We start from the raw sequence: 18,885 nt of genomic DNA, 5'->3' as shown, positions 1-18,885 counted from the left end.
CTCACTCCTCCCAGAGGGTCCCGTGGGGCAGGCCGCGCGCCGTGCGCTCGCGGTCCACGACGAGCTGGATGAGGTCGGACTTGCGCTTGGTGTACGCGAGGCCGTCGCTCTCCTCGGCGGCGATGCTCCGCTTCAGCGCGGCGTACTCGGCGGCCGTCTCCGGGTGGCGGCGGAGGTGGTCGCTGAACAGGCGCTCGTGCCGGGTGTCCCAGGAGGCGACGGTGACGATGTGCAGGTGGTGGGTGCGGCGGCCCGCGTCGTCCTCGCGGTGGTAGAAGAAGCGTTCGCGCATGCCGGTCCGCTCGTAGCGGTACCCGAGCCGTTCCAGCACCGCCGCGCGCTCCGGGGTGACGTCGGCCAGCGCGGCGACCGACACCATCAGGTCGATGACCGGCTTGGCCGCCAGCCCCGGCACGGACGTGCTGCCGACGTGCTCCGTCTCCACGAACAACCCGGGCAGGGCCTCCCGCAACTCCGCGACGGCCTCCGCCGCGCGGCCCGGCCACGAGGGGTCGTAGTCCACTACTTCGATCACGTCGATGGTCATCGGGGCAGCTTAGAAGATCATCTGGGCCACGACGTACGGGTTTTCCCGTACGCTGCGGCGCGTGATGACGGCTGACGACGTGCTGGAAGTGCTGGGCGCGCTACGGGCGGCGGGGGCGGCCGTGTGGGTGGGCGGCGGCTGGGGAATCGACGCACTGGTGGGCCACCAGACCCGGGAACACCGCGACCTGGACCTGATGCACCGGGCAGAACAGGAACCGGCCGTACTGGCGGCCATGGCCGGACTGGGCTTCACAGAAACACTGGACCAACGCCCGGTCCGCTTCGTCCTGGCAGACACCCAGGGCCGCGAACTGGACCTGCACCCGCTGCACTTCACCCCGGACGGCAGCGCAACACAGTCCTCCTTCGACCCGGCAACCCCATTCACGTACCCGGCATCGAGCTTCACGACGGGCACGATCACGGAAACACCCGTCCCATGCCTGTCAGCAGCTCAACAGGTCCACTTCCACCAGGGCTACACCCCAACAGACCGCGACCGCCACGACATGGCACAACTACGCGAGCAATTCGGCATCCGAACCCACTTCTGACCCCACCACCCCAGCAACCAAGAACCCCCATGCGGCCAAAGGTAAAACTAAGCAAAGTCCACCGGGTCCTCTCTTCACACCGCAGCTCACGAACTCTCCTCCCCGCACACGCGGGGGTGTCCCCAGAGTTTCGCTCCCCCCGCCGACCTGCGGAAACTCCTCCCCGCACACGCGGGGGTGTCCCGGACGTCATCCGCGCCGCATTCGGGGATGTCGTCTCCTCCCCGCACACGCGGGGGTGGCGTTGGTGTCGATGAGCTTTGTGAGTGGTCTGGTTGGTGGTTGCCGGGCGGTGGGTGAGGAGTGTGAGGAGGCGTGCGGTGTTGTCGAGGTTGGGGAGGGTGTGGTGGGCTCCGGCGGTGGTGAGGTCCTGGGTGGTGGTGCGGCCGGTGGCGATGGCGATGGTGGGGATGCCGTGGGCGGTGGCGCCTTGGATGTCGGCGGGGGTGTCGCCGATGAGGGTGACGTCGTGGGGGTGGTGGATGTGGGCGCGGGTGAGGGCGGTGGCGACGAGTTCGGGGCGGGTGGGGGCGTCGTCGCCGTAGGCGCCGATGTCCCATTGGATGTGCTGATCGAGGCCGAACGCGGCGAGTTTGACGCGTGCTGATCCGCGGATGTTGCCGGTGACGACGGTCTGTTGGAAGCCGTGTGCGTGCAGGGCGGTGAGGGCGGCGTGGGCGCCGGGCAGGGCGCGTCCTCGGGCCTGGATCTCGGGCACGGCGTCCTGGTGGGCGCGGGTGAGGGCGGCGGCGAAGCGTTGTTCGTCGGGTGGGCTGGTGGTGATGCCGTGGAGTGCGGCGGTCTCGCGGAAGATCACCAGATCGGTCATCCCGTCCACGGCGGCCTGCTGTTCCATTCGCACGCCGGTCACCTCGGCGAACGCCCGCCCGAACAACTCCTTCCCGATCCCCCGCGTCTCCACGAGCGTGTGGTCGATGTCCCACAGCAGTAGCACGGTGCGCCTCCGGGGTTCGAGGGCCGTAGTGGGTATTTACGGGGGTGTTTGGCGTTGGGGTGGGGTCAGTCGCGGGTGGCGCCGGGTGGCCAGAGGATGGTGACGGGGACGTTGTGGTGTCGGGCGTAGGTGACGACGTCGGTGGTGCCGCCGTGGCCGCGTGCGGGGAGGCCGTCCCATACGGCGATGAGGTGGTCGGTCAGGCCGGCCAGGATCTCGCTGCCCGCCATGTGGGCCTGGGAGTCGGACTCGGTGAGGCCGGTGGTGTGGACATCGGATGCCCGGCGCATCAACTCGTCGTAGACGGGGTGGTGCCACTGGGGCAGACCGGCGCGGTAGGTGGTGGCGGGGATGACGACTTCGAGTCGCCCACCGAGGGCCAGCACGGTTTCGGCGAACCAGGCGTCCGGGCCGTCCGCGATGCAGGAGACGCCCACGAGATCGTCCGCGTGGGGGGTGAGCCAGGTCTTCAGTTCTTCGCGCACCTGGCGTTCGATCTGCTCGGACAGGCCGCGATGGCCGGTGATTCCGACACGCATCCGGGACCTCACAGGTAGACGTCGCGCAACCGGTCGTCGCGGTTTCGCACGGCGAGGGGGCGGGGGAGGGGCGGTACGGGCTGTGGTTAGTCTCGCCGTATGGCGGTTCGCGCGGTGGTGTTCGATGTGGGTGAGTGTCTGGTGGACGAGACCCGCGAGTACGGGACGTGGGCGGACTGGCTGGGTGTTCCCCGGCATACGTTCGCCGCGCAGTTCGGTGCGACGATCGCGCGGGGGCTGGACTACCGGGAGACGTTCCAGGTGTTCCGTCCCGGCTTCGATCTGGCGGTGGAGCGGGAGAAGCGGGCGGCGGCCGGGCAGCCGGAGATGTACGGGGAGGACGACCTCTACCCGGACGTACGCCCTGCGCTGGCCGCGTTGCGTGAAGCCGGCCTGTGGCTGGGCATCGCGGGGAACCAGACGGTCCGTTCCGGGCGCATCCTGCGCGAACTTTTCGCCGCTGATGTGGATCTGATCGGCACGTCCGACGACTGGGGTGTCAGCAAGCCGGACCCCGAGTTCTTCCGCCGCCTGGCCGGGGCGACGCCGTTCGAGGCGGCGGAGATTCTGTATGTCGGTGACCGGCTCGACAACGACGTGGAACCCGCCATGGCCGCCGGTATGCACACCGCGCTGATCCGGCGCGGCCCCTGGGGCAGCATCCAGCAGCACCACCCCGCCACCGCACGCGCGACCATGCGCATCGACAGCCTCCTCGAACTGGCCGCTCTGATCCGAAAGTTCAGACGTTACCCAGGGCGCTGACGGTCGTGGACCATCCGTAGAGCCGGTCGTCCAGCTCACGAACACACCCCTCCGACTCCCAGGGCTTGAGGGCGCGCCGCACCTCACGAACGCGATCCATTCCCATCGCGTACCAGGTCTCGGAGAGCTGGTCGAGCGCTTCGGACGCGTAGCGGCACGCCTCTTCAGGACGGTTCGCTGCTGCCTCGACAGCGGCAAGGTCGCCCAGGATCACCGTACGCTGCTTGCCGTCCCGCAACGCGGTGACGACCCCAAGGAGAGTTTCCCGGGCCTGTGGCAGATGTCCGGCGCGCAGTTGAGCGTTCCCCTTGAAGGCGGCCAGCCGGATAGCGTCGAACCAGTCCATCCACGCAGGCGTCGTGTGAGGTGCCTCGGTGGCGAGGACATCCTCGGCGTGTCCGAGTAGGTGAAGTGCCGCCCGGTTGTCACCACAACGCGTCAGGCACTCAGCCTCCACCGCGTCCAGCCAAGCCCAGACCTCAGCGCTCGCGGGCGCGCGGCGAGCATAGGTACGCGCTGCCGTCATCCGCTCCGCGACCTTCTCCCGATCACCAACCCAGCCCGGGATGAACGCTGTATGCGCGAGGATCGCCGCGCCAAGCAAAGCATCATCGGCCTCCCCGGCAGCTTGCAGCGCTTGCACCAGGGTCTCCTGTGCCAAGGCGGAGTCCCGGAGGTCGAAGAACTCGATCCTGCCTGCGAGGAGGAAACTTTCCGCCAGCGCGGCGGCCATGGTCCGACGTGGCGCACCACTGGTCTGGGGCAGCAGCGCACAGCCAAGACGGGCGTGCTCCATGACTGTTGCATGGAGCACGGAAGGTACGACACTCCAGTACAGACGACGGTGAGCTCGGGTGATCGTCGCGAAGTCCGCTGCGGCTGTGTCCGGTTGAGACACCGTGGTCTCCACGGGTACAGGTGGCCTCCGTCCCGGGGCAGCACCGGATGGGCGCGCACCTGTCTCTTGTCCCCACGGCGGGGTGAAGCCGAGTTCCCGGATGTCCTGGCCGAGCACATGTGTGAGAAGCCGCTGGCAATCGGGTTGCGGCCACGGCGGGTTCGCCGACTCCCAACGCCGGACCTGCCGGACTCCCACCATGAGTCCTCTGATGCCCAGTTCCCGAGCAGCGGCGGAAAGCGCGTCCGCAAGTGCCTGTTGAGAGACGAACCCAGCGGCGATGCGCGCTGCCTTCAAGCGAGTGTTTCCGGTTGGCCGTGACATGGCTTCCCTCCCAGCAGACAGGTCGATCTCCCGACCATGCTCGCATGCGGTCCCCTCAGAGGACGCTGTGCGCCCGAAGGGTGGAACAGAAGTCCTCTTCACGTCATGCAAGAGTCCTCTATCGGTCCTCGAAGAGGCCGTTGTGGCGCTCCATCATTGCGTTCACTAACTGCGATCGAGGAGCTACGCATGCCGCATCGCTACCATCCGTCCCCAGCCTCCCGCACCTTGAACGCTCACTGGCTTCCCCCCGACGGCCAGGTGCGTATCCGGCCGCTGGGGGAGGTGTTCGATGCGGTGCGGGTGCCGTCCTTCCAGGGGCTGTACGCGTTTCACCGTCTGCGGCTGGCTGGGATCACGGGGCCGGTGATTGAGGATCCGGCGCATGGGGTCTTGTACTGGCTGGTGCCGCCGGGGGCGGCCAACGAGCGGGGGTGGCCGCCGGGGGTCATTGCCTTGGGGCGGGGGTACTGCCTGGCTGTTCCGGCTGCCGATCGGGTCGGGGGTCCGTGGGTGGGGGATGGTGAGGTGCGGTGGCTGGTGGTTCCGCCTGCCGGTGACTGCCTGACCGATCCGGAGGTGCTGTATCTGGCGTTGGGGCGGGTGTTCGGGGGGCGCTGTGGATGAGATGCCGCGTCCCCGGCCGCGTTACCTGACGGTGGCGCCGGTGCGGGAGGAGAACCCCCACATCACCGTGATCACCGGGCTGGAGGGGCCTGTTGTGCCGCTTCCGGAGGACGACGAGCCGGAGGGTGGTGAAGAGGGGTGAGTCTGTTGCCGCGTTGTATGTACTGCGAGGCCACCGCTGGTGAGTTGGTGGCGGTGGCGTTGGTGGCGTCGGGTTCGGGGCCGGGGTGGACGTATCAGGCGTGCTTCACGTGCCGGGTCTCGGAGAGGCTGGTGCCGCTGGTTGCGCACCCGTCGGACTCCTGGGGTGGGATGCACTACTGGCCCGACGTCGTCCCCCACGAACTGGTGGTGCGGCTGGCCGGGTTGGGGAGTGCGTCGGAGTTGCGGCCGGTGGTTGATCGGTTGTTTCCGGCGGTGGCTGCGGTGTTCCGGCGTGAGGTGGCCGAGTCGGCTGTGGAGGATGCTGTCGCCGACCTGTGGGCTGCTGTACCGGTGGAGGAGTCGTGACGGCGTTCGTCTCGCGGCTTTTCACCGGTGGTGAGGCGGGTGCGGCCCGGGAGTGGGTGCGTGCTGAGCTTGGTGGTTGGGGGTGGGTTGGGGCGGTGCCGGTGGTGGATGTGTTGATCGCGGTGGCGCGTTCGCGGCGGCCGTGGTGGCTGAGTCTGCGGGATCACGGGGATGCGCTGAACGTTCAGGTGTTGCGGGCGCGGACTGCTCGGACCATCCGGTTGCCGGGGCGGATCGTTGGGGCCGATGACCTCGTGTGGACGTTCGGGACCGTCCCCACTCCGGACGGTCTCTGCATATGGACCACCATCACCCCCGCCGGGCGGGTAGCGTCGGCGTATGGCTGATCACCTCACCGTCCTCACCACCATCGACAGCCGTGACGACGCCGAGGAGTTGGCGCGTTCGGCCGTGGCGGCGCGGCTTGCCGCGTGTGCGCAGGTCGAGGCGCCGGTGACCAGCGTCTACCGGTGGCAGGGTGAGGTGCGGATGGACGAGGAGTGGCGGGTGACGTTCAAGACGACCGCCGCCCGTTACGCCGCGCTGGAGGCGCATCTCAAGGCCGAGCACAACTACTCCAACCCCGAGATCATCGCCACGCCCATCACCCACGGCAGCGCCGCGTACCTCGCGTGGGTGGACGAGGAGACCGCGTGACGTACCGCGGGCTGATCCTCGACTTCGTCGGCGTGCTGACGGCGGACGTCACGGACGTGATCGGCGCGTGGTGCGTACGCGAGGGCCTTCCGCCGCAGGCGTGGCACGAGGCGCTGACCGTCGATCCGGAGGGGCGCGAGCGTTATCTCGCCCTGGAGGCGGGCCGGTTGACGCAGGCCGAGTGGAACCGGCACACCGCCGTCCAGCTCGGCCTCGCCGACGCCGACAACCTGATGGGCCGCGTCTGGGCCGACGTGCGGCGCGCGGACGACATGATCGCCCTCGCCGTCGCGGCCCGCGCGGCGGGCATGAAGGTCGCCATGCTGTCGAACAGCTTCGGCCTCGACCCCTACGACCCGTACGCACACGCAGGCGTCTGGGACCTGTTCGACGTCGCCGTCATATCGGAGCGTGAGGGCGTCGCCAAGCCGGACCCGGCGATCTACCAGTTGACGCTGGACCGCATGCAACTCACCGGCGCGGACTGCGTGTTCGTGGACGACCAGCCCGTCAACCTTCCGCCCGCCGCCGCCCTCGGCATCACCACCGTCCACGCGGACGGCGACCCCGGCTACGTCGGCCGGCTCGCCGCGCTGCTCGGGCTCTCCCCGGCGCCGGGCACGCCCCGGGCGGTGTAGTACGCGCGCAGCGCCGCCTCCGTGCCGGAGCCGATGGCCGTCATGATGCGCTGGTAGCGGGCCGCCCGCAGGTCACCGGCGACGAGGACGCGCGGGTGCTGGCGGCCGGGCGGGCAGTACCCGTCGTCGTCGCGGACGGCACCGGCGGGCGCGGCCGGGACGCTGCCGATGTTGGCGAACGCGGCGTCGTATTGCAGCCCGCCGCCGTCCGGCAGGGTCAGGCGCGGCGTCGGGAGGAGGGTGACGCGCGGGTCGTCGGCGACCTCCTCCGTCTTGTACGCGTCGGCGGGCGGGTAGGGCACCAACAGCCGTACGCCGACGTCCGGATGGGCGCGCAGGAACGTGCCGAGCGGCCGGTCGGCGCCGACGACCAGCCATGTACGGCCCTCGGCGCCGGCCGGGTCGGCCTCCCACAGCGGCGGGAGGCGCAGCCCGGCGGGGGCGTCGATCCAGTCGGCGTCGGCGGGTTGGCAGGGACCGACGCCGGTGGCGAGGACGGCGTACGGGGCGGCGTGGCGGGAGCCGTCGTCCAGCGTGACGGTCACGGCGTCCGCGCCCGGTTCGACCGCCGTGACGGCCGTGCGCGTGCGGACCTCGCACAGGTCCGAGGCTGCCGCCAGGTCACCCGTGACCGCGTCGGCCAGTTCGCGGCCGGTGCGGAAGCCGCCGAGGACGTTGCCCAGCGCCGGGATGCCGTACGGCTTCGCGCACAGCCGCTCGTCCCGTTCCACGAGCAGCACCCGCTGCCCGACCCCCGCCGCCGTCAGCGCGGCGGCGCACCCGGCCGGTCCGCCGCCGACCACCACAAGATCCATCCCCCCACCCTCCCACGCCGCGCCTCCTCAGCCGGACGCCCTGAGGCGCCGCACCACCCCCGGCGCGGTGTACGTGGTCAGCCCCTCGGCGAGCTGCTCCTCCAGGGCCGCCGCCGAGCGTTCGAAGTGGTCGGCGCGTACCCCCGCGTCGCGGGACGCCCGCGCCATGTTGCGCGCACCGGCCAGCACCACGTCAAGGCCCTGGGCGAACACGGGCTCCGCGTCCGAGTCGACGTCGGCGGCGAGCGTGGGCAGGAGCCGGAGCATGCTCGTCAGCCAGGGCACGAGGAGTTCCGTGAACCCGGCCGCGTCGCCGTCCCCGTGCGAGGTGGCCATGGCGACCGAGTGGAAGAAGCCCTCGAACATCATGTCCATCGCGCTGAGCAGGGCGAGGTCGTAGAGCGGGGCCATGCCCGTGTCCGCGCCGAGGTACTTGGCCGCGCCCAGCGCCTCCAGGGTTTTCCGGTGCGCCGCGAAGTCCGCCTTCCGGCCGCTGTAGAGGACGAACGCCTCCGGGGTCGCGATGGTCGACGGGATCGCCATGATGCCGCCGTCCAGGTAGGCCGCGCCGTGGTCCGCCGCCCAGGACTCGGCCTCGCGGGCCTGGGCGGGCGTGCCGTTGGTGAGGTTGACCAGGGTCCGGCCGCGCAGGGCGTCGGCGGCGGGCCGGAGGGTGGCGCGCGCGACGTCGTTGTCGAGCAGGCAGACGAGGACCAGCGGGCCGGCGAGGACGGCCTCCTCGACGGTCGCGGCGCGCACGGCGCCGCGCGCCACCAGGTCGTCGGCCTTGGCGGCGCTGCGGTTCCACACGGTGGTGGGGTGTCCGGCGGTGACCAGGGCGTCCGCCAACGCCCGTCCCATCTCGCCGAGACCGATGACGGTGACTGCTGCCTTGGCCACTGGTGCTCCTGTCGGTTCGCCCGCATGATCGAATGCCGTCCCTCCACCTTGCGGTACGGGATGGACTCCGACAAGTACGCACAAACAAGTGCGTACTTACCCGTGGGTGAGTGGGCCGGGCCCAACGGGAACGGGCGGTTCCGGCAGCGTGCGGAACAGCAGCCGGCACGCGGCGGGCAGCAGCACCAGCGGCGCCGGGGCCGCCCGCAGGGACGTCGCGTCGGCGAGCGCGCCGATGGCGGGCGTGCGCACGCCCCCGACGCTGACGGCCAGCCCGAGCGTGATCCGGCCGGCCGAGCGTCACTTGGCGGGAGAACGGGACGCACAGGCCGACCGACGTCTGCGCCACGAGCACGTACATCGCCGGACCCGGCGCGAACACCACCCCCCGCGACCGCCCCGACCGACAGCAGGCACGCCCAGTCGTCCTCCCCGCGCCGCGCCGCCGCGCCGTTCGCGCCGGGCCCGCCGGAACGTGCACGCAGGCCGCGTCACCGTGTCGTCGTCGCCCCGCGTTGCGTGCCCCGGCGGGACAGCAGTGAGCTGAGCACCACCAGTGCCCCCACCACCAGCACCGCCGCGCCCACCGTCCGTAGGGCGACCTGCGCCCCCGTCACGAACGCCGCCAGCACCTCCTCCGCCCGGCCCGGTGTCGCCGCCAGTGCCTGCGCCACCGTGTGCGGGTCCCCGTCCGCCCGCACCCCCTCCGGCAGCGCGGCCACGAAGCGCGAGGTCAGCACCGTTCCGATGACCGCCACCCCCAGCGCGCTCCCGAACTCCCGTGTCGTCGCCTGGAGTCCCGCCCCCACCCCCGCCTGCGCCGCGGGCAGCGACCCGGCGATGGCGCCCGACAGCGTGGGCAGCGCCAGCATCACGCCCGTCCCCGTGAGGACGAGCCACGCCGCGTACACGGCGTACGGCGTCCCCGTGCCCGTCGTGGACAGGCCGAGCATCCCACCGCCGATGCAGGCGAACGCGAGCGCCAGCGTCACATCCATCCCGATCCGCCCCGCCACACGCCCCGCGTACCGCGCGCCCACGATCAGCGGCAGCGTCATCGGGATGATGCCGAGCCCGGTCCGCAGCACGCCGAACCCCTTCCCGTACTGGAGGAACGACGCGTTCACGTAGAACAGCGCGAACATCCCGAAGAACACCGCCGTCATCCCCAGGCACGCCCCGCGCAGCGCCGGGAGGCGGAAGAGGCGCGGGTCGAGCAGCGGGTGGGCGACGCGCAGTTCGACCACCACCCACGCCGCGAACAGCACGACCGCGCCCGCGAATCCGGTGACCACCACCGCGCTGCCCCACCCCGCCTCCGGACCCTCCACCACGCCCAGCAGCAGCGCGACGGACGCGGCGACGAGCAGCAGCGTCCCCCACGGGTCGAGGCGGCGGTCGTCACGCGGCGAGACGGGCGCGACGCGCGCCGCCAGCGCGGCGAGCCCCAGCGCGGCCGGCACGGCCGCCGCGAACAGCCACCGCCACGACCCGCCCGCCAGCAGGGCGCCGCCGCCGACGTTCCCGGCGATGCCGCCGATGCCGGTCATGGAGGCCCAGGTGGCTATGGTCGCGGCGCGCCGTTCGGCGGGGACGGCGTGGAGGAGGACGGCGAGGGTGTTCGGCAGGACGGCGGCGGCCCCGACGCCGGTGACGGCCCGCCCGGCGAGCATCAGCGGGACGTTCGGCGCGGTCGCCGACAACAGCGCCCCGGCCGCGAACAGGCCGAGCCCGCCCAGCAGTACGCCCTTCCGCCCGAACCGGTCGCCCGCCGCCCCGCCCGGGATCACGAGGCAGGCGAAGAAGATCACGTACGTGTCCACGATCCACACCAGCGACGACGCGGACGGGCGCAGGCCGCTCGCGGCGAGCGCGGGCACGGCCAGGTTGATCGCGGCGACCATGCCGACGACCAGGACGACGCAGGCGGACATCACCGCCAGCAGGCCCCGGCGCGGGGCGGGGGCGAGGGTTCCGGTAGTTGCCATGCCCCCGACCGTAGGAACACGGTGGACCTTCGCGCCACGCAACTTCGACAACACTTACTTGCGTACAGTGCAACCCATGGAACGCGGCACCCTCGACCTCAACCTCCTCCGCGTCTTCGACGCCCTCCTCCGGGACGGCAGCGTCACGGCCGCCGCCGAACGCCTCCACCTCTCCGTCCCGGCCGCCAGCCGCGCCCTCGGCCGCCTGCGCCGCGCGATGGGCGACCCGATCCTCGTCCGGGCGGGGCGCGGGATGGCGCCGACGCCGTTCGCGCTGCGCACCGCCCCGCGCGTACGGGCGCTGCTGGACGAGGCGGCGGCGCTGATCAGCGCCGACCGGGCGATCTCCCCGGCCGAGCTGGAGCGGACGTTCACCCTCCGCATCAACGACGGCGTGTCCGCCACGCTCGCGGCGGCGGCCATCGAGGCGACGTCGTCGGCCGCGCCAGGGGTGACGCTGCGCTTCGTCCCGGAAGGCGACGAGAGCGTGGAGGCGCTGCGGGACGGCACGATCGACATGGACATCGGCGTCGGCGAGGCCCCGGCCGCCGACATCCGGGCGACGCCGCTGTACGAGGAACGGGTCGTCGGCATCGTCCGGGCGGACAGCGCCCTGGGGCGGGACGCGCCGCCGACGCTGGCGCAGCTGTGCGCACACCCGCACGTCTCGGCGTCGCGGCGCGGGCGGGCGCGGGGGCCGCTGGACGAGGCGCTGGAGGCGGCGGGGCTGCGGCGGCACGTGGCGGCGGTGGTGCCGACGTTCGCGTCGGCGCTGCTGGTGGCGACGAGCCGGTACGTGGCGCTGGTGCCGCGCCGACTGGCGGAGCAGTACGGGACGGCGCTCGGCCTGCGTTGGTTCCCGATCCCGGCGGACCTCCCGCCCGTGCACGTACGCCTGCTGTGGCACACACGCCTGGACACGGACCCGGCACACGGCTGGCTGCGCGAGACGATCCGACGCGCGCTGGCGTGAGAGGAGTTCACTATGCCGCCGGTGATCCACCGAACACGGGCACAACTGGAGGACCAGCGGACCCGCCTCCTCGGCGAAGTCCGTATGGACTACGAAGAACTACGGGAGCGCGCGTCCACTTACACGCTGAGCATGCACGAACTGGACGTTTGGCACACCATCGAGGACATCGACTACCTTCTCGAAGGCGACTGCTGCGGCATCCTCACGACGCCACAGACCGCCACCGACAATGTCACCTGACTCCACCTCCGACTGGAAACACCAGCTTTGGGAAAGCCGAGCAAAATCCCGCCCCTCTCCCCACTGAACCCGCAGGTCACGAACTCTGCTCCCCGCACGCGCGAGGGTGTTCCGTGCGTCGCGAGCTTGCCCAGCGCGTCGGCGATCTGTTCTTCTCGCATTTCGGAATTGTCGGTGGCTGTCTCGTGGACAGCGGTCTAACCGGCCAGTGACGGAAACGCCCGCCTGACCTCGGTGAAGAGGGCCGGGTAGTCCTCGCCATACGTGGCCACAGTGGTGAACAGCGCGTGCATGGCTGCGTGGAGAGGGTCTGGCGCCGTCGCGTGCCGCAGGGCGGGGATGGCGACCTGCTGTTGCACGACATCCGCTCCGCTCCCGTCCCATGCGGTGACGGTGGTGCGCCGTATCCGTCCGTCGTCGAGCACACGCTCCCACACCCGGTGTCTGCTGCCGAACGGTGCGGGAAGCGTCTCGCCACGGTCGAGGGCCGCCAGCGCGGGCGCTATCCAGTCGGCCTCCGCGAGACCGGCGACGGCGTACGCCCGGCGGGCCGCCCAGCGCGCGAGTGCACGTTGTGTGACGGGACCGGCGGCGTCGATCGCCTCGACCAGCTTCCGGTCCAGGCGGGCCAGATCCGACGCCACCCGGCCCGGTATCCGCCGCAGTCGCTCGCCGGGCAAGCGGCCGCGCCACATCAGCTTCTCCTGCATAACCCGCCGTCGCGCGGCCTCACGTGCTTCCGCCTCCCCCTCTTCCCGGGGCGGGGGCGGCTGGGCCTCGCGGGCAGCGCGGTGCCAGTACGCCGCGTCGCCGCTGGTCTGCTTCACGACCTGGTCCGGCGCGGTCGGCGCAGGCCAGAACTGGAGGAGGTAGCGGTCCACCTGCGGCTGTCCCTCCCACCGCAGGTCCGTCTGATGCCCCCGGTCCATGCCGGTGCCGCAGTAGCGGACGCGGTAGCTCGTCTCGTCAAGGGCCAGAAGCAGGGGAACTTGCTCATCCGAAAGGCTTCCGAGCCGTATGTCGTCGGACGCGGGCAGGAACGGGACTTCGACGATCTCCTCCCACGCGTCGTCGTACGCCGGGGGCCCGTCGTGCCGCTCGACGGTCAGACCCACCCTGCCGAAACGCAGACCGGTGACCAGATGGAGCACGCCCGGCAGCGCGGCACCGCAAAGCCCTGACCGCTGGCCGACGAAGGCATCGGCCAGATCCCAACCGGCCCGCTCCAGCCGACTGTCCACGGAGAACTGGGCGTATTCAACCTGCAACTCGCCGTCGAATAACGTACGCATGAGCGCAAGTCTGCCTGCCGCCACTGACAGTCAGGTGTGGTGGGTGGTGGGGAAGGCGTAGCCGGTGAAGTCGGTGAGGTGGGCGTAGCCGAGGCGTCGGTAGAGGGCGTTGCTCGTCGCGTTGGCCGGGTCGGCGAAGAGGACGACGTCCGTCGCGCCCGCCGCCAGTGCGGAGCGGCTCGCCTCCGCCGTCACCGCCGCCGCGTAGCCCCGGCCCCGCAGGCGGGCTGGGGTGTACACCGGGTCCACGCGGATCATCCCGCCGACCATCGCCGTCGTCCCCGCCATCGACACCGGCGTCCCGCCCGGCGTCTCCCAGAACGTGAACCGCTTGTCCGCGAACCGCGAGTCCGCCCACGTGGCGGCAGTGACGGCCGGGGTCTCCCCGACGACGGACACGAACTCGTCGCACCAGCACATCAGTTCCTCCCGGTCGCCCTCGCCCAGGACGCGCCCCCGCCCCGCCGGCCGCGGTGCTGGCGGGGTGAGGGTCCCGAGGCGGTAGAGGCGTCCGCGCCAGAAGTCCACGCGGGCCGCGCCCGTACGCCGTTCCCACGCGTCGGCGAACGCGCCCGCGGTGCCGTGGTCGGCGACGACGCCCGCGACGGGACCGCCGAGACCGGCCAGCCGCGCGGCCAGCACGTCCGCCTCCGGCGGGGACAGCGGTGTGAGGGTCACGCGCCGCGACGAGGGCTGGTGGAAGACGGCCCGCACTTCCCCGTCCGTCTCCAGCCGCCCGAAGAGGGCCCGCTCGCCGCGCGCCCGCAGCCGTTCGACCGTCGTCAGCTGCGTGTGGTGGAGGGCGGGCCGGGACCGCAGGAAGTCCCCGGCGCGGGCAAGGAAGTCGTCGATGTCCTCGGTGAGATGCCAGTCGCCAGGGGCGCGTCAGTGGCAGTGCCCGTCCCGCCCGAGGGTGTCGGCGGGCGTCACGCCGGGCCGCGTCCACTGCGGCACGGGGCGGCCGGTCGGGCCCCAGGTGGGGTTGCCGTCCACGTCGGTGCGCCAGTACCAGCAGACGTCGCGCCCCTCCGGCCAGCCCTCGGGGTTGTCCTCCCACGCCTCGCGGCGGCCGTAGGGCGTCATGTCGAGGAGGGCGAAGGCCGGGCTGGTCGGCTCGTTTCCGCGACCGGTGGTGGAGTACGTGAGGAACGTACGGTCGCCGTCGCGCAGATAGACCGCGAGGTGCCCCATGTCGCCGCCGACCGGCTCCGCCACGCCGCGCACCGAGTACCAGGGCTGCGTGTAGCCCATGAACTCGGTGTACGGCGGGACCTCCTCCCACGGCCCCGTCGTCACGATGGCGAACGAGACGCCGCGCGCGTTCAGGTACACCCCGTCCCGCAGGTGCCAGGCCGTCCAGGTGCAGCCCTCGCACTGGCCCTGGGGCGGCGCGCCGTCGTACCACATGTGCTTGTAGACGACGAGTTCGTCACGGCCCTCGAACAGTTCCAGGAACGGAACCGGCCCGTCCGGACCGACGACCTCCACCGTCCCGTCGAACTCCACCATCGGCAGCCGGCGACGGGCGGCGGCGATGGCATCGCCCTCGTGGGTGTGGGCCTTCTCGCGGACCAGCAGCTCGTCACGAGCGGCCTGCCAGGTGGCCAGATCGACAACGGGCGGCCGACCGGGGGTCGGGGTGGTGGTCATGGGGTCCTCCGTACTGTTTCGAACGCCGCCACACGACGACGCACGGAGTCAGACTCACGCCCCACCCAAAACTCATCGCCCAGCCCACCACCCCCGACGCCGGAGCAGCGCCGACCGCCGCACCCCGGCGGGAACACCCCCGCGTGTGCGGGGAGCAGTTGAAGATGACCGGGCGGCTGTTCTGGCGCAGGGGAACACCCCCGCGTGTGCGGGGAGCAGAGTGTGTGACCTGCGGGTTTATGGGTGGGGAGGGTGGAGTTTACTCAGCTTTACCAAAGCTGCTGCTCCAGGTGCAGAGGAAGGGCGGTGCGCTTCAGGGGTGGGTGGCTTTGAGGGTAGTCCTGTGGCTCACCCGAGCAGGTGTGTGTGGCGGGCGGTGGTGAGGTTTGCGTGTTCGGCTTGGTGAGTGGCGTGTGGTGCTCGTCAGGGAGGCAGTGATGGCGCAGGACGGGCGGGTGGCGGTGGTCACCGGTGCGGCGCGCGGTGTCGGTGCCGCCGTGGCGTGTCGGCTCGCCGCGCGTGGGGTGCGTGTCGCGCTGCTGGGGCGCGAGATGGAGCGGTTGCGCCGCGTGGCGGCCACCTTGCCCACGGAGACGTACTGCTTCGAGGTGGACGTCACCGACGAGGCCGCCCTGCTCAGCACGGCACGCGGTGTACGGGAGCGGCTCGGGCCCGCGTCGGTCGTCGTGGCGAACGCTGGGATCGCGACGGCGGGCGCGTTCGCCGTCACCCCGTCCGCCCTGTTCGGGCGGGTCATCGACGTCAACCTGATCGGCAGCGCGAACACCGCCCGAGCGTTCCTGCCCCAGCTCGTGGAGACGCGCGGCTACTACCTCCAGATCGCCTCCACCGCGTCCTTCGGGTCCGCGCCGCTGATGAGCGCGTACTGCGCCTCCAAGGCGGCGGTCGAGTTCTTCGCCCAGGCGCTGCGCTCCGAAGTGCGCCCCACCGGAGTCGGTGTCGGCATCGCCTACCTCCACTGGACCGGCACCGCCATGCTCGACACCCTTGACGAACACCCGGTGCTGCGCGCCCTGCGCTCCCACCAGCCCGCCATCGCCCGCCGCGTCCACAGCGCCGACCAGGTCGCGTCCTGGCTGGCGCGCGGGATCTCCCACCGCGCCGGCAGCGTCTACGCGCCGCCCTGGCTGCGGTTTCTCCAGCCCCTGCGTCCGGTGTTCCCCCTCCTCGTCGCCCGCGTCGCGCGGGGCGCCCTCACTGGCCTGCTGGACGACGAACTGCGTCGCGGCGCGACCGTTCTGGGGGCAGGCGGCCGGGCCGACTGGGACGTCGGGCCGCCGGAACCTCCCCGGCCCTGACCCCTGCTACGGTTCGCCCCGGGGGAGGGTGAACGATGGGATTCACACTTGACGGGCCCGTGCTGGAAGGCTCGCGCGTACGCCTGGAGCCGCTGAGCCACCGCCACGCGGCCGACCTCGCCGTCGCCGCCGACGCGGACCGCGGTTCCTACGGCTTCACCTGGGTGCCGCGCACCGGCGAGGTCGAGGGCTACATCAACGCCCAACTGGCCCGCGCCGCAAGCGGGAAGCTGGCGCCGTACGCCCAGGTGGACCGTGCCTCGGGCCGTGCGGTCGGGGCCACGGCGTACTGGGAGCCGCGGATGTGGCTGGACGAGGACCGGCTCAGCGCGGTCGAGGTCGGCTTCACCTGGCTCGCGGCCTCCGCCCAGGGCACCGGGCTGAACACCGAGGCCAAGTACCTGCTCTTCCGGCACGCGTTCGAGAACTGGGGCGTCGCGCGCGTCGATCTGAAGACGGACGCGCGCAACACCCGTTCCCGCGCCGCGATCGAGAGCGTGGGCGCGCGCTTCGAGGGCGTCCTGCGGAACTGGTCGCGCTCCTGGGCGCCCGGCGAGGACGGTCTGCTCCGCGACTCCGCCGTCTTCTCGATCACCGCCGACGAGTGGCCGGACCGCCGGGCGCGGTTGGAGGAACGCCTCGCCGGACGGTGACCGCCCGGCCCACGGTGGGCGGGTGGATCGGTGTCGGTCACCGGGGGCGCACGCACGGGCCGGTCACGCGGGAGTGCGGGACGCGGTGCGGTCGTGGTGGCTGAAGTGCTGGGGGGCGGGTGTGTATCCCGTCGGTGGTGCCGGCGCGTTGCTCCTGTTCAACAGGCCGTTCGTCTGGACGCCCGCCATGACCGCCGGCGCGTGCGTGACGGCAGGCGTCGGCCTGCTGTGGGTGGTCCGGGTCGGGTGGCTCACCGCGGCCTCCGGCCAGGCCGCGATCGTCGGCGTGAACGTGCTCGCGTTCGCCGGTCACGTCGGCGTGGTGGTCTGGGGCTGGGCTGCCTACGGGCCCGCCACCGCCGTGCCGTGGCTGTTCGCGGAGACGGGCGCCCTCGGCCTCGTCGGCGGCGCGGTGCTGTACGCGCACCTGCTGGCGGGTCCCCGTCGTTGAACCACGCGGGAACGCGTGGAACGGGGAACGCCGTGACAACCGACAGCTACGCCGACGTCAGCCGCCTGGACGGGCGTCGGGTGTACGACGCGCTGGGCGTGGAAGCACGCCGGGAGTTCGCGGAGGAGTTCGGTTTCGCGCTCGCGGGCGTGCGCCGGACGTACGAGGTGGAGCCGCTGGCCGAGGTGGTGCGCGCCTGGTGGGTGCGGGCCGGTGGTGACCGGGACGTGCCGGAGGCCGACCGCCGCCGGTCGCTGCTGGACGCCACGATCTCCCGGCGTCCCCGACGCGAGCAGGTGGAGCCCGTGAGATGGGTGGACCGTACCGGTCCAGCCGTCTACGCCTCGCTTTCGGTGGAAGACCGCGCGCGGTTCGCGCTGGATTTCGAAGGCGCCCTTGATGTCGTGGCGGAATCCTGGGACTACCGGCCCGCCCTTCTCGTCGTCCACGACTGGTGGGGTGCCGCCTTCCAGCACGCCAACCCTGAGCAGATGGCGGCGGTGGCCGAGACGGTGAGGCGCATCCGGGCCGGTGACGGGCTCAGGCGCTGAACGCGTCCGTCACCGCCGTGTGGTGGCGTGTCCACCACACCACCAGCGCTGCCGCCGCCGGGAATTGGGGGTCCGCGCGGTGGTCGCGGCGTTCGTAGTGCCAGCGCAGCATCCAGAAGTCGTTCAGCCGCTCCCACCACACGCGGTGCGCGGCGGCGGCCAGTTCGGTGGTGGACGCGCCGGTCGCGGCGCGGTAGGCGCGGGCGTACGCGCGGACCTTCGGCAGGTCGAGCCCGCCGTCCGGGCGGACGAAGAAGATGGCGGCGGCCCGTACGACCTCCTCGGCGCGCGGCTGGACGTCGAGGCGGTCCCAGTCCACGATCGCCACCGGCTCGACCGGGCCCTCGGCGCGGTACAGCAGGTTCAGCGGGTGGAAGTCCCCGTGCACCCACCCCTCGGCCGGGACCTCGGCCGCCCCCGGGCGGCGGTGCGCGTGGGCGCGGAGCAGGGCGCGGCGTTCCAGCAGCCGGTGTTCGGCCAGTTCGTCGAAGCCGGTACGGCGCGGGCGGGCGCGGAGCCGGGTGAGCAGGCCGTCGATGACCAGCTCGGTGTCCTCGGGTAACGCCGCGGTGGCGCGGGGCACGTTGAGATCAGGGGGCGCGTACGGCGGCGGCGTACGCCTTATGACCTGGTCGAGCGCCCCGTGCACGCGCCCCAGGAGCGCGCCCAGGCGGCGGCTCTGCGCGCGGTCGAGCTGCCCGCCGTCCCGGTGCCTGCCCTCCACCCACGGGTGCAGCGCGTAGCAGCGGTCGCGGTGCACGACGACGGTCTGCCCGTCCCGGTCGGCGACCGGCGGCGCCACCGGCAGGCCGAGAGCGGCGAGGGCCGCGGTGGCGCGGTGCTGCCGGACGAGGGGCGCGGTGTTCGCCGGGTCGCCGTCGAGGTGGTGCTTGAGGAAGTAGCGGCCCGTCGTCGTCGCCAGCCGGTAGCCGCGGTTGAGCAGCCCGGCCGTCAGCGGACGGCAGTCCAGCGCGGTCCCGGCCTCGTAGCGGCGCAGCAGCTCGGCGAGGGTGTGCTCGGGGAGCGGCGTCACG

Annotated in this window: 24 protein-coding genes and 2 pseudogenes; 14 read left to right on the top strand and 12 right to left on the bottom strand. The window is 72.0% G+C overall.

The genetic code is table 11. The features are described 5' to 3' along the window. Position 1: 1 nt before the first annotated feature. A complete protein-coding gene (locus ACL02R_RS08390) occupies positions 2-547 on the bottom strand; it encodes a GrpB family protein (RefSeq protein WP_412796233.1) in 546 nt (181 codons plus the stop codon). Positions 548-611: 64 nt separating this feature from the next. On the opposite strand from ACL02R_RS08390, the gene ACL02R_RS08385 reads away from it, so the two are divergent. Next, a complete protein-coding gene (locus ACL02R_RS08385) occupies positions 612-1,103 on the top strand; it encodes a nucleotidyltransferase domain-containing protein (protein WP_412796415.1) in 492 nt (163 codons plus the stop codon). A gap of 388 nt (positions 1,104-1,491) precedes the next feature. On the opposite strand, the pseudogene ACL02R_RS08380 reads toward ACL02R_RS08385, so the two are convergent. Continuing rightward, positions 1,492-2,025: pseudogene (locus ACL02R_RS08380) on the bottom strand (HAD hydrolase-like protein); the annotation flags it as partial. 98 nt (positions 2,026-2,123) lie between these two features. Beyond that, entirely contained in the window at positions 2,124-2,597 is a 474-nt protein-coding gene (locus ACL02R_RS08375; RefSeq protein ID WP_412796232.1) for a hypothetical protein, read from the bottom strand. 99 nt (positions 2,598-2,696) lie between these two features. On the opposite strand from ACL02R_RS08375, the gene ACL02R_RS08370 reads away from it, so the two are divergent. After that, complete coding sequence (locus ACL02R_RS08370; RefSeq protein ID WP_412796231.1) at positions 2,697-3,362, top strand: HAD family hydrolase; 666 nt, start codon at positions 2,697-2,699, stop codon at positions 3,360-3,362. Here ACL02R_RS08370 and ACL02R_RS08365 read toward each other — a convergent pair. After that, the gene (locus tag ACL02R_RS08365) at positions 3,340-4,584 is read right to left on the bottom strand and encodes a transcriptional regulator (RefSeq protein WP_412796230.1); all 1,245 of its coding nucleotides are present in this window, start codon (positions 4,582-4,584) and stop codon (positions 3,340-3,342) included. The two genes, ACL02R_RS08370 and ACL02R_RS08365, sit on opposite strands and share 23 nt — an antisense overlap. Before the next feature lie 189 nt (positions 4,585-4,773). Here ACL02R_RS08365 and ACL02R_RS08360 point away from each other — a divergent pair, with 189 nt between their 5' ends. The 6 genes from ACL02R_RS08360 to ACL02R_RS08335 all read left to right on the top strand — a co-directional run bounded on the left by ACL02R_RS08360 (position 4,774) and on the right by ACL02R_RS08335 (position 7,016). After that, positions 4,774-5,211 carry a hypothetical protein gene (locus tag ACL02R_RS08360; RefSeq protein ID WP_412796229.1) on the top strand — a complete coding sequence of 146 codons (438 nt, stop codon included), beginning with the start codon at positions 4,774-4,776 and terminating at the stop codon, positions 5,209-5,211. Position 5,212: 1 nt separating this feature from the next. Beyond that, positions 5,213-5,353, top strand: a complete 141-nt coding sequence (locus ACL02R_RS08355; protein ID WP_412796228.1) for a hypothetical protein — start codon at positions 5,213-5,215, stop codon at positions 5,351-5,353. Between the two features lie 170 nt (positions 5,354-5,523). Then, a complete protein-coding gene (locus ACL02R_RS08350) occupies positions 5,524-5,721 on the top strand; it encodes a hypothetical protein (protein WP_412796227.1) in 198 nt (65 codons plus the stop codon). Further along, positions 5,718-6,068, top strand: a complete 351-nt coding sequence (locus ACL02R_RS08345; RefSeq protein WP_412796226.1) for a hypothetical protein — start codon at positions 5,718-5,720, stop codon at positions 6,066-6,068. The genes ACL02R_RS08350 and ACL02R_RS08345 overlap by 4 nt, the downstream gene beginning before the upstream one ends. Beyond that, on the top strand, positions 6,061-6,378 hold the full coding sequence (cutA, locus tag ACL02R_RS08340; RefSeq protein ID WP_412796225.1) for a divalent-cation tolerance protein CutA: 318 nt from the start codon (positions 6,061-6,063) through the stop codon (positions 6,376-6,378). The genes ACL02R_RS08345 and cutA overlap by 8 nt, the downstream gene beginning before the upstream one ends. After that, positions 6,375-7,016: an HAD-IA family hydrolase gene (locus ACL02R_RS08335; protein WP_412796224.1), complete on the top strand. Its 642-nt coding sequence runs from the start codon at positions 6,375-6,377 to the stop codon at positions 7,014-7,016. The genes cutA and ACL02R_RS08335 overlap by 4 nt, the downstream gene beginning before the upstream one ends. Here ACL02R_RS08335 and ACL02R_RS08330 read toward each other — a convergent pair. From ACL02R_RS08330 to ACL02R_RS08315, 4 genes and pseudogenes are all read right to left on the bottom strand, one after another. Beyond that, on the bottom strand, positions 6,950-7,831 hold the full coding sequence (locus ACL02R_RS08330; protein WP_412796223.1) for an FAD-dependent oxidoreductase: 882 nt from the start codon (positions 7,829-7,831) through the stop codon (positions 6,950-6,952). The two genes, ACL02R_RS08335 and ACL02R_RS08330, sit on opposite strands and share 67 nt — an antisense overlap. Positions 7,832-7,858: 27 nt before the next feature. Further along, entirely contained in the window at positions 7,859-8,731 is an 873-nt protein-coding gene (locus ACL02R_RS08325) for an NAD(P)-dependent oxidoreductase (RefSeq protein ID WP_412796222.1), read from the bottom strand. Between the two features lie 96 nt (positions 8,732-8,827). Beyond that, positions 8,828-9,144 (bottom strand): annotated as a pseudogene (locus ACL02R_RS08320) (MFS transporter); the annotation flags it as partial. A 78-nt stretch (positions 9,145-9,222) separates the two neighbouring features. Next, positions 9,223-10,719, bottom strand: a complete 1,497-nt coding sequence (locus ACL02R_RS08315) for an MFS transporter (RefSeq protein WP_412796221.1) — start codon at positions 10,717-10,719, stop codon at positions 9,223-9,225. 76 nt (positions 10,720-10,795) lie between these two features. On the opposite strand from ACL02R_RS08315, the gene ACL02R_RS08310 reads away from it, so the two are divergent. Then, positions 10,796-11,692: a LysR family transcriptional regulator gene (locus tag ACL02R_RS08310; protein ID WP_412796220.1), complete on the top strand. Its 897-nt coding sequence runs from the start codon at positions 10,796-10,798 to the stop codon at positions 11,690-11,692. A 12-nt stretch (positions 11,693-11,704) separates the two neighbouring features. Then, positions 11,705-11,935 (top strand): hypothetical protein, encoded by a 231-nt coding sequence (locus tag ACL02R_RS08305; protein ID WP_412796219.1) that lies wholly within the window; start codon positions 11,705-11,707, stop codon positions 11,933-11,935. A 197-nt stretch (positions 11,936-12,132) separates the two neighbouring features. On the opposite strand, the gene ACL02R_RS08300 is transcribed toward ACL02R_RS08305, so the two are convergent. The 3 genes from ACL02R_RS08300 to ACL02R_RS08290 all read right to left on the bottom strand — a co-directional run bounded on the left by ACL02R_RS08300 (position 12,133) and on the right by ACL02R_RS08290 (position 14,877). Then, positions 12,133-13,227 carry a hypothetical protein gene (locus tag ACL02R_RS08300; RefSeq protein ID WP_412796218.1) on the bottom strand — a complete coding sequence of 365 codons (1,095 nt, stop codon included), beginning with the start codon at positions 13,225-13,227 and terminating at the stop codon, positions 12,133-12,135. Between the two features lie 30 nt (positions 13,228-13,257). After that, the gene (locus ACL02R_RS08295; RefSeq protein WP_412796217.1) at positions 13,258-13,905 is read right to left on the bottom strand and encodes a GNAT family N-acetyltransferase; all 648 of its coding nucleotides are present in this window, start codon (positions 13,903-13,905) and stop codon (positions 13,258-13,260) included. Between the two features lie 207 nt (positions 13,906-14,112). Continuing rightward, positions 14,113-14,877: a DUF899 family protein gene (locus ACL02R_RS08290; RefSeq protein WP_412796216.1), complete on the bottom strand. Its 765-nt coding sequence runs from the start codon at positions 14,875-14,877 to the stop codon at positions 14,113-14,115. 437 nt (positions 14,878-15,314) lie between these two features. Between ACL02R_RS08290 and ACL02R_RS08285 the strand changes: the two genes are divergently transcribed. The 4 genes from ACL02R_RS08285 (at position 15,315) to ACL02R_RS08270 (ending at position 17,851) form a co-directional block, all read left to right on the top strand. After that, positions 15,315-16,196 carry an SDR family oxidoreductase gene (locus tag ACL02R_RS08285; protein WP_412796215.1) on the top strand — a complete coding sequence of 294 codons (882 nt, stop codon included), beginning with the start codon at positions 15,315-15,317 and terminating at the stop codon, positions 16,194-16,196. A 35-nt stretch (positions 16,197-16,231) separates the two neighbouring features. Beyond that, entirely contained in the window at positions 16,232-16,849 is a 618-nt protein-coding gene (locus ACL02R_RS08280) for a GNAT family N-acetyltransferase (protein WP_412796214.1), read from the top strand. A 148-nt stretch (positions 16,850-16,997) separates the two neighbouring features. Next, positions 16,998-17,300, top strand: coding sequence for a hypothetical protein (locus ACL02R_RS08275; protein ID WP_412796213.1), 303 nt, complete (start codon positions 16,998-17,000; stop codon positions 17,298-17,300). 32 nt (positions 17,301-17,332) lie between these two features. Then, the gene (locus tag ACL02R_RS08270; RefSeq protein WP_412796212.1) at positions 17,333-17,851 is read left to right on the top strand and encodes a DUF6247 family protein; all 519 of its coding nucleotides are present in this window, start codon (positions 17,333-17,335) and stop codon (positions 17,849-17,851) included. Here the strand turns inward: ACL02R_RS08270 and ACL02R_RS08265 are convergent. Further along, complete coding sequence (locus ACL02R_RS08265; protein ID WP_412796211.1) at positions 17,841-18,884, bottom strand: phosphotransferase; 1,044 nt, start codon at positions 18,882-18,884, stop codon at positions 17,841-17,843. The genes ACL02R_RS08270 and ACL02R_RS08265 overlap by 11 nt on opposite strands. Position 18,885 lies beyond the last annotated feature (1 nt).

It is taken from the genome of Streptomyces sp. MS19 (assembly GCF_047200595.1).
GTDB lineage: Bacteria > Actinomycetota > Actinomycetes > Streptomycetales > Streptomycetaceae > Streptomyces.
The sequence above is the reverse complement of the archived record's forward strand: the minus strand, read 5'-3'. Positions and strand labels throughout refer to the sequence as shown.

Excerpts from the sequence above, each read along its gene's own strand:
- ACL02R_RS08390 (WP_412796233.1), bottom strand. The coding sequence starts at position 547 with ATGACCATCGACGTGATCGAAGTAGTGGACTACGACCCCTCGTGGCCG.
- ACL02R_RS08385 (WP_412796415.1), top strand. The coding sequence starts at position 612 with ATGACGGCTGACGACGTGCTGGAAGTGCTGGGCGCGCTACGGGCGGCG.
- ACL02R_RS08375 (WP_412796232.1), bottom strand. The coding sequence starts at position 2,597 with ATGCGTGTCGGAATCACCGGCCATCGCGGCCTGTCCGAGCAGATCGAA.
- ACL02R_RS08370 (WP_412796231.1), top strand. The coding sequence starts at position 2,697 with ATGGCGGTTCGCGCGGTGGTGTTCGATGTGGGTGAGTGTCTGGTGGAC.
- ACL02R_RS08365 (WP_412796230.1), bottom strand. The coding sequence starts at position 4,584 with ATGTCACGGCCAACCGGAAACACTCGCTTGAAGGCAGCGCGCATCGCC.
- ACL02R_RS08360 (WP_412796229.1), top strand. The coding sequence starts at position 4,774 with ATGCCGCATCGCTACCATCCGTCCCCAGCCTCCCGCACCTTGAACGCT.
- ACL02R_RS08355 (WP_412796228.1), top strand. The coding sequence starts at position 5,213 with ATGCCGCGTCCCCGGCCGCGTTACCTGACGGTGGCGCCGGTGCGGGAG.
- ACL02R_RS08350 (WP_412796227.1), top strand. The coding sequence starts at position 5,524 with ATGCACTACTGGCCCGACGTCGTCCCCCACGAACTGGTGGTGCGGCTG.
- cutA (WP_412796225.1), top strand. The coding sequence starts at position 6,061 with ATGGCTGATCACCTCACCGTCCTCACCACCATCGACAGCCGTGACGAC.
- ACL02R_RS08330 (WP_412796223.1), bottom strand. The coding sequence starts at position 7,831 with ATGGATCTTGTGGTGGTCGGCGGCGGACCGGCCGGGTGCGCCGCCGCG.
- ACL02R_RS08315 (WP_412796221.1), bottom strand. The coding sequence starts at position 10,719 with ATGGCAACTACCGGAACCCTCGCCCCCGCCCCGCGCCGGGGCCTGCTG.
- ACL02R_RS08310 (WP_412796220.1), top strand. The coding sequence starts at position 10,796 with ATGGAACGCGGCACCCTCGACCTCAACCTCCTCCGCGTCTTCGACGCC.
- ACL02R_RS08305 (WP_412796219.1), top strand. The coding sequence starts at position 11,705 with ATGCCGCCGGTGATCCACCGAACACGGGCACAACTGGAGGACCAGCGG.
- ACL02R_RS08300 (WP_412796218.1), bottom strand. The coding sequence starts at position 13,227 with ATGCGTACGTTATTCGACGGCGAGTTGCAGGTTGAATACGCCCAGTTC.
- ACL02R_RS08290 (WP_412796216.1), bottom strand. The coding sequence starts at position 14,877 with ATGACCACCACCCCGACCCCCGGTCGGCCGCCCGTTGTCGATCTGGCC.
- ACL02R_RS08285 (WP_412796215.1), top strand. The coding sequence starts at position 15,315 with ATGGCGCAGGACGGGCGGGTGGCGGTGGTCACCGGTGCGGCGCGCGGT.
- ACL02R_RS08280 (WP_412796214.1), top strand. The coding sequence starts at position 16,232 with ATGGGATTCACACTTGACGGGCCCGTGCTGGAAGGCTCGCGCGTACGC.